19 protein-coding genes are annotated in these 18,042 nt (G+C 70.8%); 8 read left to right on the top strand and 11 right to left on the bottom strand.

The window, feature by feature from the left end:
• On the bottom strand, positions 1 to 705 hold the full coding sequence (locus EG812_RS04440) for a histidine phosphatase family protein (protein ID WP_126710810.1): 705 nt from the start codon (positions 703 to 705) through the stop codon (positions 1 to 3).
• Between the two features lie 446 nt (positions 706 to 1,151).
• Here EG812_RS04440 and EG812_RS04435 point away from each other — a divergent pair, with 446 nt between their 5' ends.
• Positions 1,152 to 1,736 (top strand): hypothetical protein, encoded by a 585-nt coding sequence (locus EG812_RS04435; protein WP_126710809.1) that lies wholly within the window; start codon positions 1,152 to 1,154, stop codon positions 1,734 to 1,736.
• Between the two features lie 106 nt (positions 1,737 to 1,842).
• Here the strand turns inward: EG812_RS04435 and EG812_RS04430 are convergent, their stop codons facing one another.
• Both EG812_RS04430 and EG812_RS04425 read right to left on the bottom strand, forming a co-directional pair.
• Positions 1,843 to 2,679 (bottom strand): undecaprenyl-diphosphate phosphatase, encoded by an 837-nt coding sequence (locus EG812_RS04430; protein ID WP_102659176.1) that lies wholly within the window; start codon positions 2,677 to 2,679, stop codon positions 1,843 to 1,845.
• Positions 2,676 to 3,728 (bottom strand): LLM class F420-dependent oxidoreductase, encoded by a 1,053-nt coding sequence (locus tag EG812_RS04425; protein WP_126710808.1) that lies wholly within the window; start codon positions 3,726 to 3,728, stop codon positions 2,676 to 2,678. The genes EG812_RS04430 and EG812_RS04425 overlap by 4 nt, the downstream gene beginning before the upstream one ends.
• A gap of 138 nt (positions 3,729 to 3,866) precedes the next feature.
• Here EG812_RS04425 and EG812_RS04420 point away from each other — a divergent pair, with 138 nt between their 5' ends.
• Positions 3,867 to 4,838, top strand: a complete 972-nt coding sequence (locus tag EG812_RS04420; protein WP_013734348.1) for an aldo/keto reductase — start codon at positions 3,867 to 3,869, stop codon at positions 4,836 to 4,838.
• Between the two features lie 69 nt (positions 4,839 to 4,907).
• Entirely contained in the window at positions 4,908 to 5,099 is a 192-nt protein-coding gene (locus EG812_RS04415; protein WP_013734349.1) for a DUF5703 family protein, read from the top strand.
• Positions 5,100 to 5,123: 24 nt separating this feature from the next.
• Here the strand turns inward: EG812_RS04415 and EG812_RS04410 are convergent, their stop codons facing one another.
• Positions 5,124 to 5,849, bottom strand: coding sequence for a YoaK family protein (locus EG812_RS04410; RefSeq protein WP_126710807.1), 726 nt, complete (start codon positions 5,847 to 5,849; stop codon positions 5,124 to 5,126).
• A gap of 287 nt (positions 5,850 to 6,136) precedes the next feature.
• Between EG812_RS04410 and EG812_RS04405 the strand changes: the two genes are divergently transcribed.
• Entirely contained in the window at positions 6,137 to 8,155 is a 2,019-nt protein-coding gene (locus tag EG812_RS04405; RefSeq protein ID WP_199743802.1) for a LuxR C-terminal-related transcriptional regulator, read from the top strand.
• Positions 8,156 to 8,227: 72 nt separating this feature from the next.
• Here the strand turns inward: EG812_RS04405 and EG812_RS04400 are convergent, their stop codons facing one another.
• Both EG812_RS04400 and EG812_RS04395 read right to left on the bottom strand, forming a co-directional pair.
• On the bottom strand, positions 8,228 to 9,373 hold the full coding sequence (locus tag EG812_RS04400; protein ID WP_199743801.1) for a cupin domain-containing protein: 1,146 nt from the start codon (positions 9,371 to 9,373) through the stop codon (positions 8,228 to 8,230).
• Complete coding sequence (locus tag EG812_RS04395; RefSeq protein WP_013734353.1) at positions 9,357 to 9,602, bottom strand: hypothetical protein; 246 nt, start codon at positions 9,600 to 9,602, stop codon at positions 9,357 to 9,359. Before EG812_RS04395 ends, EG812_RS04400 begins: the two co-directional genes overlap by 17 nt.
• 319 nt (positions 9,603 to 9,921) lie before the next feature.
• Here EG812_RS04395 and EG812_RS04390 point away from each other — a divergent pair, with 319 nt between their 5' ends.
• Complete coding sequence (locus EG812_RS04390) at positions 9,922 to 10,572, top strand: DUF1275 family protein (protein ID WP_233579374.1); 651 nt, start codon at positions 9,922 to 9,924, stop codon at positions 10,570 to 10,572.
• Between the two features lie 71 nt (positions 10,573 to 10,643).
• On the opposite strand, the gene EG812_RS04385 is transcribed toward EG812_RS04390, so the two are convergent.
• Together EG812_RS04385 and EG812_RS04380 are read right to left on the bottom strand one after the other, a co-directional pair.
• Positions 10,644 to 11,291: a hypothetical protein gene (locus EG812_RS04385; protein WP_126710804.1), complete on the bottom strand. Its 648-nt coding sequence runs from the start codon at positions 11,289 to 11,291 to the stop codon at positions 10,644 to 10,646.
• 56 nt (positions 11,292 to 11,347) lie between these two features.
• Positions 11,348 to 12,676 carry a M20/M25/M40 family metallo-hydrolase gene (locus EG812_RS04380; RefSeq protein ID WP_013734356.1) on the bottom strand — a complete coding sequence of 443 codons (1,329 nt, stop codon included), beginning with the start codon at positions 12,674 to 12,676 and terminating at the stop codon, positions 11,348 to 11,350.
• A 153-nt stretch (positions 12,677 to 12,829) separates the two neighbouring features.
• Here EG812_RS04380 and EG812_RS04375 point away from each other — a divergent pair, with 153 nt between their 5' ends.
• The 3 genes from EG812_RS04375 (at position 12,830) to EG812_RS04365 (ending at position 14,761) form a co-directional block, all read left to right on the top strand.
• The gene (locus EG812_RS04375; protein ID WP_013734357.1) at positions 12,830 to 13,429 is read left to right on the top strand and encodes a hemerythrin domain-containing protein; all 600 of its coding nucleotides are present in this window, start codon (positions 12,830 to 12,832) and stop codon (positions 13,427 to 13,429) included.
• A gap of 77 nt (positions 13,430 to 13,506) precedes the next feature.
• Positions 13,507 to 14,505: a LysR family transcriptional regulator gene (locus tag EG812_RS04370; RefSeq protein ID WP_013734358.1), complete on the top strand. Its 999-nt coding sequence runs from the start codon at positions 13,507 to 13,509 to the stop codon at positions 14,503 to 14,505.
• A gap of 19 nt (positions 14,506 to 14,524) precedes the next feature.
• The gene (locus EG812_RS04365) at positions 14,525 to 14,761 is read left to right on the top strand and encodes a hypothetical protein (protein ID WP_013734359.1); all 237 of its coding nucleotides are present in this window, start codon (positions 14,525 to 14,527) and stop codon (positions 14,759 to 14,761) included.
• Positions 14,762 to 14,819: 58 nt separating this feature from the next.
• Here EG812_RS04365 and EG812_RS04360 read toward each other — a convergent pair whose 3' ends face one another.
• Genes EG812_RS04360 through EG812_RS04355 form a run of 3 tightly spaced genes read right to left on the bottom strand, consistent with a single transcriptional unit; the run spans position 14,820 to position 17,920 of the window.
• Positions 14,820 to 15,170: a DUF3140 domain-containing protein gene (locus EG812_RS04360; RefSeq protein WP_013734360.1), complete on the bottom strand. Its 351-nt coding sequence runs from the start codon at positions 15,168 to 15,170 to the stop codon at positions 14,820 to 14,822.
• Positions 15,170 to 15,334 (bottom strand): hypothetical protein, encoded by a 165-nt coding sequence (locus EG812_RS29225; protein WP_013734361.1) that lies wholly within the window; start codon positions 15,332 to 15,334, stop codon positions 15,170 to 15,172. The genes EG812_RS04360 and EG812_RS29225 overlap by 1 nt, the downstream gene beginning before the upstream one ends.
• A 30-nt stretch (positions 15,335 to 15,364) precedes the next feature.
• Complete coding sequence (locus EG812_RS04355; protein ID WP_126710803.1) at positions 15,365 to 17,920, bottom strand: ATP-dependent Clp protease ATP-binding subunit; 2,556 nt, start codon at positions 17,918 to 17,920, stop codon at positions 15,365 to 15,367.
• Positions 17,921 to 18,042 lie beyond the last annotated feature (122 nt).

Raw genomic sequence — 18,042 nt, 5'->3', positions numbered from 1 at the left:
TCACCGGGTCCCTCCGGCCCCACCGCCCACCGCGGCGTCCGAGTCGGTGGGCCGGCTGGCCCGCCGACGCCGCTTACGCTGCGGCGGGACCAGCCCGGCCAGGTCACCGCCGACATCGTTGAGGCGCAGCAGGAACGGGCGCAGCGGGGTGTAGCGGATCGCGGTCACCGACGCCGGGTCCACCACGATCCGCTGAAAAAGATCAAGGTGTACGCCGAGCGCGTCCGCCACGATCGCCTTGATCACATCGCCGTGGCTGCAGGCCAGCCAGACCGCCTCGGGGCCGTGCTCGGCGGTCACCCGGGCGTCCCAGGCGCGTACCGTGGCGACGGCGCGGGCCGCCATCTGTGCCATCGACTCCCCCTCGGGGAAGACTGCGGCGCTGGGATGCTGCTGCACCACGGGCCAGAGCGGCTCCTTGGCCAGCTTCTTCAGCGGTTGTCCTTCCCAGGTGCCGTATCCGCACTCGATGAGTCCGTCGTCGGGCACCGGCGACGCCTGCGGCAGCGCCAGTTCGAGGGTGCGCCGGCAGCGGACCAGCGGGCTGCTCACCACGGCGGCCAGGGGCAGCCCGCGTAGGCGCTCACCCACCGCCGTGGCCTGGGCCTGACCGGTTTCGTCGAGGTCGACCGGTTGTCGACCGGCCAGTCCGCCGTCGGCGTTCGCGGTGGTACGTCCGTGCCGCAGGAGCAGAAGTGTGGCCACGTACCCACCCTAGGCCGCCGACGCTCCCCGATGGTCGGCACACCGTTCGCGGCGCCGACACCCGGTTCGTACCATCCATGCCGTTGGAGGACGTATCCGCCTGGCTGTGATCCGTGCCGACTGTTTGAGCGTTATGCCGGATTCAGCCACGTCGGCTCGACGGAATGCCGAGCGGGTGCCCGGCGTTGTAACGGGTGGCCGACCGAGCAGGGCCGTGCGCGCCACGATCCCCCATGCAGCGCGCCACGATCCCCGACGCAGATGGCACGGCCGGCGGGAATGACCCGCCCCGGCAGGTCGTTATACCTGGTCCAGTGCCGCGAAGACCTCAGGTCCGCCGCCGGAAACTCCCAAGTCTTTCCCCTCATGCTCTGTGCGCCACGGCGCTGGTGTCACCTTGCCGATCCCCCGTCGGTGACGCCCGACCCCCGAATGGAGCTTTGATCATGAACACCATGCTGCGTAAGAGCGTCCTCGCCATCGCCGGTCTCACCGTCGCCGGTGGCCTCGCCGCCGGACCGCTCAACCACACCACCACCGACACCACCACGAACACCACCACCACCACCGCACAGGCCACCAAGCCCGACACCACCACGCTCATCCCCCACGGCGTCCAAGGCAACCAGTCCCACATCGACCTCAACGACGAACAGATCGCCAACACCAAGGCCATCATCGCCGCCACCAAGAAGACCGGCATGGACGAACGCGCCGCCGTCGTCTCCATCGCCACCGCCCTGCAGGAGTCGAAGCTGGAAAACCTCGGCCACCTCGGCGACCGCAACGACCACGACTCCCAAGGCCTGTTCCAGCAGCGCCCGTCCAGCGGCTGGGGCACCGTCGAGCAGATCACCGACCCCGAATACTCCACCACCGCGTTCCTGAAGGGCCTCCAGCAGGTCGACGGTTGGCAGAACATGCCGCTGACCGAAGCCGCCCAGACCGTCCAGGTCTCCGCCTACCCCTTCCACTACGCCCAGTGGGAACAGCAGGCCGCCGACCTCGTCACCGAACACTGGAACAGCTGACCCCAAGACCTTCCTCCACAGGGGGAACAAGACGCCGATGGCCGGCACCCGCACCCGGGTGCCGGCCATCGGCATCTTCACTCCCACCAAACCACCCGCGAGCCGGTCAGGTGGCGCTGATCGTCCCGGTCATCAGGAGGGCCAGGACCAAGGTGCCGACCGCCACCCGGTAGAGCACGAAGACGTACAACGTGTGGTGGGCGACGTAGCGCAACAGCCAGGCGATGGCCGCGTAGCCGACCGCGAACGCGATGAGCGTGGCGACGACCATCTGCGCGACGCTGGGCACCGAGGTACCCGGGGCGGCGGGCTCGAAGACGTCACCGAGGCTGAAGATCCCGGACATCACCACTGCCGGAATGGCCAGCAGGAACGAGTACCTGGCGGCCGTCTCCCGGGTCAGGTTGAGGAACAGGCCGAAGGTCAGCGTCGCGCCGGAGCGGGACACACCGGGGATGAGCGCCAGCGCCTGGGCGAAACCCATGACGACGCCGTCGCGCATCCGGAAGTTCTTCAGGGTCCGGGTCTGCCGGCCCCAGTACTCGGCGAAGGCCAGGATGAAGGCGAACACGATCAGGGTGGTGGCGACCACCCACAGGTTGCGGGCGGTCTCCCGGATCTGATCCTTGAACAGGAAGCCGAACAGACCGATCGGGATGGAGCCGACGATCACGTACCAGCCCATCCGGTAGTCGAGGCTGGAACGGACCGACGAGTCCCAGATCCCGACCGTCCAGGTCCGGCCGATGCGCCAGATGTCCTTGGCGAAGTAGAGCAGGACGGCCGCCTCGGTGCCCAGCTGGGTCACCGCAGTGAAGGAGGCGCCCGCGTCCTGGTCGAAGAAGATCGCCGAGGTGATCCGCAGGTGCCCCGAGGAGCTGACCGGCAGGAACTCGGTCAGGCCCTGGACGATGCCCAGGACGATGGCTTCGATCCAGGTCACTCCCCGACTCCCGAGAGCTCCAGGGCTTCGGCGACGGTACGCAGCGTCTGCACCCCGCTGTCCCGATCGGCCACGAAGAGCGTCACCGACAGGGTGGTCACGCCGGCCTCGGCGTACTCGCGCATCCGCTCGGCGATGCGCTCCTTCGGCCCGAGCAGCGACGTACGGTCGATGAACTCCAGCGGCACCGCGGCGGCGGCGTCGCGCTGCCGCTTGGCCAGGTAGAGGTCCTGGACCTCGCGGGCGGCGTCGCCGTAGCCCATCCGGGTGGCGAGCTGGTTGTAGAAGTTCTGCTCCCGGCTGCCCATGCCGCCGACGTACAGGGCGGCGTACCAGCGGACCAGTTCGGCGCAGGAGGCGACGTCGTCGCCGACCACGACCGGCACGGAGGGCACCACGTCGAAGCCGGCGAGTTCCTTACCGGCGCGGGCCCGACCGGCGGCCACCGAGGCGAGTTGCTCCTGGGCGTATTCGGGGGCATAGAAGATGGCCAGCCAGCCGTCGGCGATCTCGCCGGCCAGTTCCAGGTTCTTCGGCCCGACCGCGGCCAGGTAGATCGGGATGTGCTCGCGCGGCGGGTGGAAGCCCAGCCGCAGCGCCTTGCCGGGCCCGTCGGGCAGCGGCAGGGTGTAGAACTGGCCGTCGTAGCTGACTTCCTTGCGGGCCACCGCCAGCTTGACGATGTCGACGTACTCCCGGGTGCGGGCCAGGGGCTTACCGAAGCGTACGCCGTGCCAGCCCTCGGAGACCTGCGGCCCGGAGACGCCCAGGCCGAGCCGGAACCGGCCGCCGGAGAGGGTGTCGATGGTGGCGGCGGTCATCGCGGTCATCGCCGGTGTCCGGGCGGGAATCTGCATCACGGCGCTGCCGATGTCGATCCGCTCGGTCTGCCCGGCCATCCAGGCGAGCATGCTCGGCGAGTCGGAGCCGTACGCCTCCGCCGCCCACACCACGGAGTAACCGAGCCGGTCCGCCTCCTGAGCCAGGGCCAGATGATCAGCCGGCGTGCTCCACGCTGTCTGGTATCCGAGGCTTAGCCCGAGTCGCACAGAGTCCTCCCCTATCCGCAGTCGCATCAGGTTACGCAATGGTGGCGGTAGGGACGATCACCGGCTCACCCCGAATCGCGAGCAGACTCGGCAGGAGCGAGGATATCGGTCTGGCCCGGTTCGAAATAAGGTTCAACCATGCAGCAGCGACCGCTCGGCCGAAGCGGGCTGGCGGTTTCCCGGCTCGCGCTCGGCACCATGACCTGGGGTCGGGACACCGACGCCGACGACGCGGCCGCCCAACTGAAGAGTTACCTCGACGCGGGTGGAAACCTCGTCGACACCGCCGACGTGTACGGCGACGGTGACGCCGAGTCGGTGATCGGCTCGCTGCTGGGCGGTCTGGTGCCGCGCGAGGAGTTGCTCATCGCCACCAAGGCCGGCCTGCGTCCCGGCGGCAGCCGGCGCCGCGACGGTTCCCGGGGGCATCTGCTGCGTACGCTGGACGCCTCGCTGCGGCGGCTGGGCACCGACTACGTCGACCTGTTCCAGGTGCACGGCTACGACCCGCAGACCCCGCTGGAGGAGACCCTGGCCGCGCTGGACCACGCGGTGGCCAGCGGTCGGGTCCGCTACGTCGGCGTGTCGAACTTCTCCGGTTGGCAGACGGCCCGGGCGGCGGCCTGGCAGGCGGCCTGGCCGGGGCGGGCGCCGGTGGTGGCCGCTCAGGTGGAGTACTCGCTGCTGGAGCGGGGGGTGGAGCGGGAGGTGCTGCCGGCCTGCGACGCGCTCGGGCTGGGTGTGCTGCCGTGGTCGCCGCTGGGTCGAGGGGTGCTGACCGGTAAGTACCGGCACGGTCGGCCGGCCGACTCCCGGGCGGTCTCGCCCCATTTCGAGCGGTTCGTCGCCACCTATCTGGAGCCGCGCTGCTCCAGCATCGTGGAGGCGGTGGCGACCGCGGCGGGGGGCCTGGGGGTGTCGCCGTTGGAGGTGGCGCTGGCCTGGATCCGGGACCGGCCCGGGGTGACCGCGCCGATCCTCGGCGCCCGCACCTGCGGGCAGCTGCTCGGTGCGCTGCAGGTGGAGCGGATGACCCTGCCCGAGGAGATCACCACGGCGCTGGACGACGTCTCGGCGGTGGAGGTCGGCTACCCCGAGCGCGACGGCTGACCCGCACGTCCGAGGCGAGGTCAGCCCCAGGGTGGCGGTATGGGGGTCGGGCTGGGCAGCATAGGGCTCATGGACTACGAATACGCGCCGCTGCGGCTGCCGCCGAACGTCGACCGGTTGACCGCCGCGGCGCAGTTGGCGATTCAGGCGGAATTCTCCGGCTGGGAGTTGGCCCGGGTACGGCTGTACCGGGACGGCACCCGACAGGTGGTACTGCGCCGCCGCCGGGTCAACCAGCCACAGCCGGGACTGTCGTACTGAGAGTGGGCGCGGCCCACGGGTGGGTCACGACCGGTGCCGCACCAGGGGTGCCACGGCCAGCAGGGCGACGGTCGCCCAGGCCGGCACCCACAGCGGTCGGTGCTGTGCCACAGTCCCGAACGCACCACCCACCGCGTAACCGGCGAGCGTCCACACACCGAGCAGGAAGCCCTTCCTGGCCCTGGTCCGACCCGTCGGTGGGCCGAGCAGCCAGCCCACGATCCGTTCGCCGGTCTTCGCCACCGTGCCCGACTGGTAGGTGATGGTGGTGGCCACCCCGGCGGTGCGGACGAACAGCGTGGCCAGGGCACCCATCGCGAACCCGCCGACAGCCGCCAGCAGCGCCCGGAGCTGCGGGCTGTCCCGGCCGTACTCGAACACCACGTTGAGCGCCGTCCACAGCGCGACGGCGGCCACGGCGACGGCAAGCCCACGGGACACCGGCGACCATCGACTGTCCACCGCGCGTAGCCGGCTGGTCAGGCCCGTTCCGACGATGAACGCCAGCATCGACGCGGCCGCCGTCGGCCAGGCCGGATGCCCACCGGCCGGTCCGACGCCCAGGAACAGGACGTTGCTGGACTGGTTACCCACGAAGGCCCCGTAACGCAGGAAAGCGAAGGCGTCCAGGAAACCGGCGACCACCGTGGTCACGCCCAGCACCACCGTCGGATGGCGGAACTCGCGGTACGTGTCCTCCAGGTCCGGCCCGGACCGATTCGCCTCAGCAGGCGGTTCGGCACGTGACATCGGTTCTCCACACCTGGCTGTCCGTTCGGGCGGTCCCGTGGGGTTCGGCGTCGTTGCGACGGGTGCCGATGACTTCGCAACTTACCGAACCACGGTTACCGAATGGGTGGATACCACCGAATAGCCGGGGTACCGAAAACGGCGGACCGGCCGAATTTTCCTCGCGTGCATCTCGGTTTCCGGTCCGAATCCGACCCTCGTGTGGTTAGCCTCGCCATAACGGCTCCCGACTGTCAGTGGCGGTCCGAGAGTCGAATTCGGGGAGGCACTGACCAAAGGTGATTGCGATGCCCGAGGCATCCGTGCAACGTCCCAAGATGTCCACCGGCGGGTCACCGGCGACAAGCGATATCGAGCGGTACGTCCTGCGGGTGGTCGCCATCGCCGACGCGCCCTGCGAACTCTGGTTCCTCGACCGGCTGCTGGCCCACGCGGGCGTACCGACCTGGCCGACGCTGGACGCCACGCTGGAAGACCTGCTCTGTCGGGGAACGCTCGTCGACAGCCCGGCCGGCCTGCGACTGGCCTCGCCGCGGCTGCGCGACGCGGTGCTGGCCGAGACTCCGGTGTCGACCCAGCGGGGACTGCGAGAGAGCGCCGCCGAGGCGCTGGCCGACGCCGGCCGCCCGGCCCAGGCCGCCCGCCACCTGCTGCGGGCCATGCCGACGACGGCGCAGCGCGCCCGCGCACTGGCCGCCCGACTGGCGACCGATCCGGCGGTGGGTCCGACCCTCTCGGCGGACCTGCTGCTCGCGGGCGGGCCACCCGGCACGGCCGATCGACTCCTGGACTGGCTCGTCGCCACCGCCGACAACCTCTTCCTCGCCGGGCGGCTCGCCGAGGCCATGCACCTGCTGCGCACCGAACTGGCCGTCGACCGGTACGGCCCACGCCAGCGCGCCCTGCTGCTGGGCCGGCTCGGCGCCTACTACGCCACCCGGCGTCCCTCGCTGTCGATGACCTACCTGGAACGGGCGCTGGACCAACACCTGGACGGCGCGCAGCGCAGCTGGACGCTCGCCATGCGGGCGTCGGTGGCCGCCCGGTTCGGCTACGACGACAGCGGTGATCTGCTGGCCGAGGCGCAGCAGGCACATCGTGCCGTTCCCACCGCCGACGGCGAGATCCGGCTGGCCCTGGCGCGGGCGGCCCGGGCCACGGCCGCCGCCGACCTGCCCAGCGCCAGCCGGATCCTGCAGGGCGTCGACGCCGACGCGCCAGCTGCCCGCAGCCAACTGGTCTTCCTGCGGGTCGACCGGATCGCCAACCAGCTCTCCCTCGGCCGGTACACCGACGCACGAAGCGCCCTCGATGCCGTCACCGACGAGATCGACACGCTCGGTGGCGTGGCCCGACCGCTGGTCACCGCGCTGGACTGCGTTGCTCGCCTGGCGGTGGGCGAGTTCGCCGAGGCCGGGGCACGAGCCCGGCTGGCCCTCGACGGGCCGCAGACCGACGCGCTGACCGACGAAGCCCGCGCCACCCTGCTCGCCACCGTCGTGGAGGACCTGCTGCGTCGCGGCGAGGTCTCGATGGCCCGGGCCCTGCTGACGCCGGAGAAGCCGGCATTGGCCTGGCCGGACGGCCTCCAGTGGTTCCACCTGGGCGCCGCCGCGGCCGCAGACCCCGAACCCGAACGGCACGCTCCCCTGCTCAGGGCGATCCTGGAGATGTCGAACCGGTCGGCGGCTCCCCTGCTGCTGGTGCCGCACCACGGCCCGCGACTGGTCCGCACCGCCCTGCTGCTCGGCGACCGGCAGCACGCCCAGATCCTCGCCAGCCACCTGAAACGGGTCGCCGGCACGGTGAACAACCGGCTCTGGCAGGGCATCGCCCATCATGCCGACGGGATCATCACCGGTGATCCCGCGGCGCTGGCCACGGCGGTGGCCCGGCTGCGTACCACGGCGGCACGTCCGGCGCTGGCCGATGCGCTGTTCGAGCTGGGCCGGTCGGCACGCGTACCGCGGGAGGAGGCGATCGACGTCCTCGACGAGTGCGCCGCCCTCTACGCGCGGCTCGGCGCCACCGGCGACCACGACCGGGCGCGGCAGCACCGCCAGCAGCTCGGGGCCGGTACGCGCACCCGCAACGCGGTCCGACCCGACGGGCCGGCCGCACTGACCCCCGCCGAGGCGCGGGTCGCCGAACTGCTCGCCGGTGGCGCGACGAAACAGCAGGCCGCCGCCGAACTCTTCATCTCGTTCCACACCGTGGACACCCACCTACGGGCGATCTACACCAAGCTCGGCATCCGGAGTCGGGTACAGCTGGCCCGCCTCTGGGACGCCCGCCCGCCCTCCTGACCCCCGACGGACGCGTACGCGGACACCACGACCGGGCGTGCTGGTCGTGGTGTCCGCGTACGCGGCTCGTCCTCAGTGCCGCTGCACGGCGTTCTTCACCTTCGGCAGCACCTCGATGACCTGCCGCTGCATGTTGAGGGTGTCGGCCACGACCTGCGGCGGCACGTTGGCCAGCCACTGTGCCAGTGACATGTCCTCGAACTTCGCGGTGCGGAACAGTTCCAGGTAGACGAACGGCTCGTCGCCGAGGTTCTCGATGTAGTGGCCCAGCGAGATCGGCACGTAGCCGACGTCACCGCGTTGCAGGTTGAACGTCCGGGCCGTGGAGCCGCCGCTGAAGACCCCCATCCGGCCCTGGCCGGAGATGACGTACTGCATCTCGGCGCCGTTGGGGTGCCAGTGCAGTTCCCGCATCGCGCCCGGCTCCAACTCCACCATCGCCACCGTCGTGGTGGTCGCGGCGGCGAAGTTGGTCGAGTCGGCGATGCGTACGCTGCCGCCCTCGAACCGCTCCGGCGTCTGGGCGAGGAACGCGTGCTTGAAGGTCCGCGGCACGTCGCCGGTGGGGCTGAAGACCCGCTGCTCGGCCAGCGGCGGAGGCACCTGCCCGTGGAACATGTACTTCTCGCGTTCCGGCAGGTTGCGCATCTGTTCCTCGGTCCAGCCGAAGTTCTTCGCGATCACCGACCTGGGCACGTGCGCGAGGAAGTCGGTCAGCTGGAAGGTGGCGTCCTCGGAGTAACACCCGTCGTCGAAGACCAGGAGGAACTCCATGCCCTCCTCGAAGGCCTGGATGTAGTGCGGGATGCCCGCCGGGAAGTACCAGAGGTCGCCTTCCTTGACGTCTTCGAGGAAGTTGCGTCCCTCCTGGTCCACCGCGCCGATGCGGCCGCTGCCCTTGAGGATGATCGACCACTCGGACTGGATGTGCCAGTGCAGTTCCCGGTACGCCCCCGGGTCGAGCTTCATGTCGATGATCGCCAGGTCGTGCGCGATCGGCAGGAGTCGGTCGGTGATCTCCCGGGTCCAGCCGCCGCTTTCCCGCCGGGTGTGGGCCAGCGAGAACGGGAACACCATGTTGGGCAGCAGACCGTCGTCGGTCGACGGCGGGGTGACCAGGTCGGGATGGGTGTCGTCGATTGCCGGGTTACGCGGAAGGGTTCCGACAAGTGACCCGTTGCCGTTCGAGTGCATCCCGAACTCATCGGACTTGCGCATCGCGAACAACCTCTCGTTGAGGGGCAGCCATCTTGGCGACCCGGGATGGGACGAAGAGCGCGCGGACCCGCCCAGTGCCCTGGAGCGCGACCGCGAGTGGGATCGCGGCACAGAGGAAGGCGGCTGCCGCGATGCTCCAGATCGGCGCGTCGATGACGACTCCGACAGCGGCCAGAGCGGCGAACGAATAGAACTTGACACGCAGTCCGGCCATGGAAACCACATCCATCGCGGACCTCCTTCGTCGTGGAGAAAACGCCGAAAACGACAGACGTCCGGGAGTCAAGGCACGCCAACCAGCGCCCACAACTGCGATCCTGACGCGGAGGCGACCGATACGGAATAACGCGATCGCGCCATTCGGCCGATTGCGACCTGGCGCGCAGAACATTGCGGGGCGTGGGCGAATCGACGCCGTTTACGCGATTACCGGTCGGGTAGTGTGCGCAATGTCCAGTCGCCAGAACAGAACCGGACCATCAGGCCGGCCGTCACCGCAACGATGGAACACCACGCAACTCGACTTTCGGTTTCCGTTGTTCGCCCTGATGTTGGGCACCGGCCTGGCTGGCGTGGTCGACGCCTTCGCGTTTCTGCGGTACAAGGTGTTCGTCGGGATCCAGACCGGCAATGTGGCCTTCGTCGGCATGGGTCTGGCCGGGCACCTTCCGGCGTGGCCGTCCGCGGTGGCGTCGCTCGTCGCATTCGGCCTGGGCGGTCTGCTCGGTGCCGGGTTGCGGAAGTTCCCCTCGATCGGTCCGCTGCGGCCACCCGGGTGGGAACTGCTGGCCCTGCTGGCCCTGCTGGTCCTCTGGGGTCTGGTCGACCGGTCGCTCGACTCGGGTCGGGACTCGTTGACCGAACGCACGATCCTGACCGCCCTGTGTGCCTTCCCCGTCGGCATCCTCGGTGGGCTGGTCACCCGTACCTTCGGGGTGCAGACCGCCACGTCGTTCCAGACCGGTACGGTGCTGCGGACCACCAGGGGTCTCGCCGACTGGATCTTCGAGCGCGGTGACACCAGCGGTGCCCGACGGATCGCCGGGCTCGGCCTGCTGTGTCTGGCGAGCTACGCGATCGGCGGTTACGTCGGCGCGGCCAGCGAACCACGCCCGATCGTCACCTACGTGATCGCCTGGGCGCTGATCGTGGTGATGCTCGTCCTGGCGCTGTTGAAGCGACAGTCGCGAACGCCCTGAGACGAGCGACACCGCACCGACGCCGAGCCGGCGCCGTCCTCGCGGACGACGCCGGCTCGGCGGTATCGGTGTCAGTGCGCGTGCTCGGCCTCGTCGTCGAGGAACGGGTGCTCGTCGAGACGCCCGACGAGCCGGTCGTCGGCGGCCGGCTGGAACGGGCCGACCGGGTCGTCGTCGTCGAACGACTCCAGGTCGACCGGGGTGCCGACCTCGCTGACCATGACGACGCCGTCGAGCGGCTCCAGCTCGGGCACGTCCAGCGCGGACAGCGAGCCGTCGCCGCTCTGCAGCAGCTCCAGCACCGCCTCGCCGACGCCCTCCACCGCCGGCACCTCCTCCTCGGCGGGGATGCCCTCGCGCCGGGCCGCCTCGGCGACGCGGATCAGCGCGGAGACGCTCGGCACCCGGTAGTCACGCCGCTGCCGTACCGAGATCACCTGGGGGTGCGGGTCGGTGGGCTCGACCCCGTCGGCCCCGGCGAAGCGCTGGTCGACCTCGTCCGGGTCGATCGACTCGACATCCCACGGGGTGACCTCACCGAAGGCGTCCATGAGTTGCTCGTCGTAGGCGAAGGACGCGTTGTTCAGCGCGACGTACGCCCGCCAGACGTCGTCATCGTCGATCCGGCCCTGCGCGGCGCGGACGGCGGCCAGGTGGTGACGGGCCGCTTCGATAACGCGCTCGAGAGCGGCATCCAGCTCACCGTGCTGGTCGGTCATAGGAGGCGTCCCTTTCAGGCTGTTTCCGTGATGTCCTGCCCCAACCGGGCGTGACATCAGCAGGTACGCAGGAACCGGTCGAGAACCCGCACGCCGAACTGTAGTCCGTCCACCGGAACCCGCTCGTCGATGCCATGGAACAACGCCGAGAAGTTCAGGTCGGCCGGCAGTCGCAGCGGCGCGAAGCCGAAGCAGCGGATGCCCAGTTGCGAGAACGCCTTGGCATCGGTGCCGCCGGAGAGCATGTACGGCACCGGGTGCGCACCCGGATCCTCGGCGCGCAGCGCGGCCGACATGGCCTCGACCAGGTCGCCGTCGAAGGTGGTCTCCAGCGCCGGCTGACGTTGGATGTACTCGATCGCGATGTCCGGGCCGATCAGCTCCCGCAGCTGCCGCTCCAGCAGCTCGGACTGCCCGGGCAGGCTACGGCAGTCGATGGTGGCGCTGGCGCTGCCGGGGATGACGTTCTCCTTGTACCCGGCGGCGAGCCGGGTCGGGTTGGCCGTGTTGCGGATGGTCGCGCCGATGATGTTGGCGATCGGGCCGAGCTTGGCGATCGCCGTCTCCGGGTCCTCCGGGTCCAGCTCGATGCCGAGCAGCTCGGACACCTCTTCCAGGAAGGCCCGGACGGTGTCGGTGACCACCACCGGGAAGCGGTGCCGCCCGATCCGGGCCACCGCCTCGGCCAGCGCGGTGACCGCGTTGTCGTCGTGCACCATCGAGCCGTGCCCGGGCCGCCCCTTGGCGTGCAGGCGCAGCCAGTCGATGCCCTTCTCGGCGGTCTCGATCAGATACAGCCGCCGTGACTCGTCCACCGTGTACGAGAAGCCGCCGACCTCGCCGATGGCCTCGGTGCAGCCGTCGAACAGCTCGCGGTGCCGGCTGGCGAGGAAGTGCGCGCCGTAGTCGCTGCCCGCCTCCTCGTCGGCGGTGTACGCCAGCACGATGTCGCGGGGCGGGCGCACGCCGGTGCGCTGCCAGTGGCGTACCACCGCCAGGACCATCGCGTCGAAGTCCTTCATGTCGATGGCGCCCCGACCCCACAGGTAGCCGTCGCGCAGCTCGCCGGAGAAGGGGTGCACCGACCACTCGTCGGGGTCGGCCGGCACGACGTCCAGGTGGCCGTGCACGAGCAGCGCTCCCCGACTGGGATCGGTGCCGGGGATCCGGGCGATCACGTTGGCCCGACCCGGCGCGGACTCGTGCAGCACCGATTCGACGCCGACCTCCGCCAGCTTCTCCGCGACGTACTCGGCGGCGAGCCGCTCGCCCGTGCTGGTGGCGTTGTCGCCCGTGTTCGTGGTGTCGATACGCAGCAGGTCCCGGCAGAGGTCGACGACCTCGTCGGTCGGCGCGGGAAGGGCGGGGTGGGCGTCACTCGTCATCGCCTCTTCATACCAGCCGCAGGTCACGCCCAGGCAGCGCCGGTCCAGCCCGCCCCCTCGGCGGGAGGCGTTTCGGGGCGGACGGGTGCGGGTACTGCCCCGCGCCGAGGTTGCAATATCATCGGCGCTCCACCCGCCCGCCGAGGAGGGACCGTGTCCGTCCACCTGCCGCCGCTACCCCCCACTCCCGGCGACGGCTACCAGCCCGCCGGGCGTAGCATCGCCGCCACCATCGCCGAGGAGCACCAGCAGCTGCTGGCGTTGACCCACCGGCTGGTCGAGCCCGGCCCGGATCCCGCGCACGGGCGGGAGATCCTCGTCGCCGCCCTGTCCCGGCACCTGTCGGCCGAGGAGCAGTACCTGCTGCCCGCCGTCCGCCAGGCACTGCCCGACGCCGACGAACCGGTCGCCGAGGTGCTGGCCGGTGACACCGCCCTGCTGATGGCGCTGCGAGGGCTGACCGACGACCGGCTGGCGATGGTCGCCCAACTGGTCGAGACGCACGTGACGGCGGTCGACGCGCTGGTGCAGCGGTTGTGTGACGCCGCCACCGAGGAGGAGCTGGTCCGGCTCGGCAACCGGCTGGAGATCGCCGAGGAGGCCGCGCCCACCCGCCCGCACCCCGGCGTCCCGCACACCCCGCCGTGGAACCGCATCGTCGAGCCGGCGGTGGCGCTTGTCGACAAGCTCCGCGACGCGGTCACCGGTCGACACACACAGCTGAGCGAGTTGAAGGATCTGCCACCACGCTGAGTGAGCCAGGACATGTTCATGGTCGTTGATTCGTCCAGGCACTACCGCCAACTGCTCCGTGGCCCTACCGTCACGCTATGAATCTGGAGTTGCGCCACCTGCGGGTGGTCTGCGCGATCGCGGAGACCGGGAGCGTGACCAAGGCGGCCTCGACTCTCGGCCTGGCTCAACCGGCGCTGACCGCCCAGCTCCAGCGCATCGAGCGGACCCTGGGCGGGCCGCTGTTCGAACGGGACCGCCGAGGGGCCCGGCCCACCGCGCTCGGCGAGCTGGTGCTGGCCCGGGCCCGGGTGCTGCTGCCGGCGATGAAGGGCCTGCAGGACGAGGCGGCCCGGCTGGCCGGCGCGGGGGACGCGCCGCGCCGCTACCGCTTCGGCGGGGTGAACAGCCCGATCCTGGGACGGCTGGTGCACCGGCTCGCCGCCGAGCAGCCACAGGCCCAGATCACCACGTACGCGTCCTGGTCGGTGGACGAGTTGGCCCAACTGGTCGCCGGTGGGCGGTTGGACTACGCGCTGACCGGGGTGTGCGGCGACTCCACCCCGTCGGCCGACTACGGGCTGAGCTGGCGGGAGGTCGCCGTCGACCCGGTCATGGTGCTGCTGCCCGAGACGCATCCGCAGGCCGAGCAGGACGATGTGGCGCTTGCCGACCTGCGCCACGAACAGTGGGTGGCGGCGCCGGGCGACGGCTGCTTCGGCGACTGCTTCGCCGCTGCCTGCGCCCGCGCCGGCTTCACCCCTCGCAAGGTGTACGAGGCCGATGTGCGCGGCTGCATCGACCTGGTGGACGCCGGTGAGGCGGTGGCGTTGTGCCAGGCCACGTTCCGGCCGGTGGCCGGGTTGGTGACCCGGCGGTTGGCCGGTACGCCGCTGCGTTGGCGGCTGATGCTGGGCTGGCATCCCGAGTCTCCCGCCGCCCGGATGGCCGACCTGGTGCTGGAGACGGCGCTGACCTCGTACACCGACTCGCTCGCCCCGCATCCGGCGTACCTGGCCTGGTTGTTGCGCAACCCGTCGTTCGGTTTGCGGTCGACGGTGCCGGTGGTGGTCGACCCGCGGGTGCGAACGGCCTGATGGTGGGTAAAGGGCGGCCATGACCGACCTCTATCCCGCCGCCGACGACCGCGAGGTCCTGCGCGAGGCGGCCGCGCGGCACACCACCGCCGTGCGGGACGTGGAAGCGTTCCTCCGCCGGTTGCCGGAGGTGCCCGACCCGGCCGACCTGACCGAGTACGCCAACCTGATCACCCGTGAGGAGCAGGCCCGCGCCGACCGGCAGGCCGCCGCGGACGCGGCCGGGCTGGACTTCCCCAGCCTGGGCACCGAGTAGCGCCGACACCGCCGTCGCGGCCCGAACCGGGGCCGTGACGGCGGCGTCGTGGGTCGGCCTACCGCTCGACGAGTACGTCGTGTCCGAGGTCGAGCAGGGAGTGCCGCCACTCGTCGTCGGCGTTGCCCCGGCTGGGTCTGGCGGCGGTCAGATCCCGGATGCGGTCCACCGCCTCGCGCATCACCTCGATGTCCTCCGGCGTCAGGTCGACCTTGCGTTTGCGCAGCACGGCGAGGATCTGCCGGCCCGGTTCGGGCAGGTCCAGGTCCGGGTTCGGGCCGAACGCCTCCTCGCCGGAGCCGCGGGTCAGCAGCCACTGCCGAAGCTGTTCGGACGGCACGTTGACCTCGGCGTGGAAGTCTTCCCAGAGCACTTCCACCTCGGGGTCGAGTCGCTGTTCGCGTACCATCAGCCCTCCTCTGCCGACGGCAACCCGGGTGTTTCCGGGTGCCCTTTGTCGATCCGCCCGTCCGGCCCCTCCGCCGGCACCTGCACCCGGGCGGGGTTGGCCGTCGGCGGCGCCACGATCGGGTCGGCACGGTCGTCGTCGCGGATCTCCTCCGGTTCGGTCATCTGTTCCCTCCCCGTGCAGGGACATTCCGGTCAGCGCGGATGCGTGGTCGAGGCGGCCGTGTGGGCGCGTGACCCGGCCGACACGTCGAAGCTGAGCTGACCGTCCTGGGCGTCGACGGTGACCTTCTGACCCGGGGAGAGTTGCTGTTCCAGCAGCATCCGGGACAGCTGGTTGTCCACCTCGCGCTGGATGATCCGGCGCAACGGCCGGGCGCCGAACTCCGGTTGGTAGCCGTGCTCGGCGAGCCAGTCGACACCGGCGGTGGTGAAGTCCACCTCGATGTCCTGGGCGTGCAACCGGCGGCGGGTCTCCTCCAGCAGCAGCCCGGTGATCTGGCGCAGCTGCGCGGCCTCCAACCGCCGGAAGATGATCACTTCGTCGATGCGGTTGAGGAACTCCGGACGGAAGTTCTCCTGCAACCGGCGCATCAGGCGGTCCCGCAGCTCGTCGCTCTCCTGGTCGCTGCCGGGCGCGCCGGCGCCGAAGCCGACGGCCCGCTGACTACCGGTGATCAGCTCGGAGCCGAGGTTGCTCGTCATGATCAGGACGGTGTTCTTGAAGTTGACCGTCCGACCCTGGCTGTCGGTGAGCCGCCCGTCGTCGAGCACCTGCAACAGGATGTTGAACACGTCGGGGTGCGCCTTCTCGATCTCGTCGAGCAGCACCACCGCGTACGGGCGGCGGCGCACCGCCTCGGTGAGCTGGCCGGCCTCCTCGTACCCGACGTAGCCGGGTGGGGCGCCGACGAGCCGGCTGACCGTGTGGCGTTCCTGGAACTCGCTCATGTCCACCCGGACCATCCGGTCCGCCTCGCCGAACAACGCCTCGGCCAACGCTCGGGCCAGTTCGGTCTTGCCCACGCCGGTGGGCCCGAGGAACAGGAAGCTGCCCATCGGACGGTGCGGGTCGGCCAACCCGGTACGCGACCTGCGTACCGCCTCGGCGACCGCGTTGACCGCGTCGTCCTGCCCGATGACCTTCTCGTGCAGGTGGCCCTCCAGGCGCAGCAGCCGGTCCCGTTCCTCCTCGGTGAGCTGGCTGGCGGGGATGCCGGTGGCCCGGGAGACCACCTCGGCGATCTCGTCCGGCCCCACCTCGGGCACCTGGCTGCCGGTGCCTTCGTCGCCGCGGGCGCGGCCGACCTGCTCCTCCAACTCGGCGACCCGGTCACGCAGGGCGGAGGCGCGCTCGTACTGCTCGTCGGCGACCGCCTGCTCCTTGTCCCGGCGTACCTCTTCGAGTTGCTGTTCCAGGTCGCGGACGTCGGCCGCGGGGGTGCGGGTGCGCAGCCGCACCCGGGCGCCGGCCTGGTCGATCAGGTCGATCGCCTTGTCCGGCAGGTACCGGTCGGTGATGTAGCGGTCGGAGAGTTCGGCGGCGGCGACCAGCGCCTCGTCGGTGAACCGCACCTGGTGGTGCGCCTCGTAGCGGTCGCGCAGGCCGCGCAGGATGGCCACGGTGTCCTCGACGCTGGGCTCGGGTACGAACACCGGCTGGAAGCGGCGGGCCAGCGCGGCGTCCTTCTCGATGCTGCGCCGGTACTCGTCGAGGGTGGTCGCGCCGATCACCCGCAACTCACCCCGGGCCAGGGCCGGTTTGAGCATGTTCGAGGCGTCCATGCCGCCCTCGCTGCCGGCGCCGCCCGCACCGACCAGGGTGTGGATCTCGTCCAGGAAGATGATCAGCTCCTCCCGGTGCGCCCGGATCTCGTCGATCACCTTCTTCAGCCGCTCCTCGAAGTCGCCCCGGTAGCGGGTGCCGGCCACGAGACCGGCCAGGTCGAGTTGGATGACCCGCTTGCCGAGCAGGGTCTGCGGCACGTCACCGTCGCAGATCCGCTCGGCCAGGCCCTCCACGATCGCGGTCTTGCCGACGCCGGCCTCACCGATGAGCACCGGGTTGTTCTTGGTCCGCCGGGACAGGATCTCCACCGCCTGCTCGATCTCGGCGGCCCGCCCGATGACCGGGTCGATCTGGTCGTTACGGGCCAACTCGGTGAGATCCTGGCCGTACTGGTCGAGGGTGGGGGTGCCGCGATCCGGGCGCGGGTTGGTCATCGGGCCGCGCTCGGCGTTGGCGGCCTGCAACGACTCCGGCTGGATCCGGCCCGCGGCGAGCATCCGCCCGGCCGGCGACTCCGGATTCAGCGGCAGCGCCATCAGGATGTGCTCGGGGCCGATGTAGTTCGCACCCATCGCCCGGGACAGTTGGTGGGCGTCCAGCAGAGCCCGCTTGGCTGCCGGGGTCAACGACAGGTTCGGCGGCACCTCACCCTGTGGGGCACCGTCACCGCGCCCACCCAGGGCGTTGATCAGGGTGTCCGGGTCCGCGCCGGCGCGGCGTACCAGGTCCCGCAGCGGTTCGCGTTGCAGCGCGGCCCAGAGCAGGTGGTCGGTGTCCAGGTCGTTGCTCTTCTTCTGCGCCGCCCGGCGTGCGGCGTCGGCCAGCATCTCCCGGGCGTCGGCGGTCATCAGCCGGGTGATGTCGACCCGGTGCGCGGGCCGCCGCCCGCCCTCGCCCCGGCCGAAGTACCGGGCCAGGAACTCGTCCCACGGGTCCGAACCGAAGTCGCCGGGTCCAATCATGTCTGTCCTCCGCGGTCGGGCGCGAGACGGGTCGGCACCGGCTACCCGGCCCTCGGCCGGACAAACGCCGCCCGCCCGCACCACCGGCACGAGCGAGGCCGCCGGCAGAAGTCTTGATCGAC

Origin of the sequence: Verrucosispora sp. FIM060022 (genome assembly GCF_003977705.1) — a bacterium.
Taxonomy (GTDB): domain Bacteria; phylum Actinomycetota; class Actinomycetes; order Mycobacteriales; family Micromonosporaceae; genus Micromonospora; species Micromonospora gifhornensis.
Note: the sequence above shows the minus strand (reverse complement) of the source record. Positions and strands in the feature narration are given on the sequence as shown.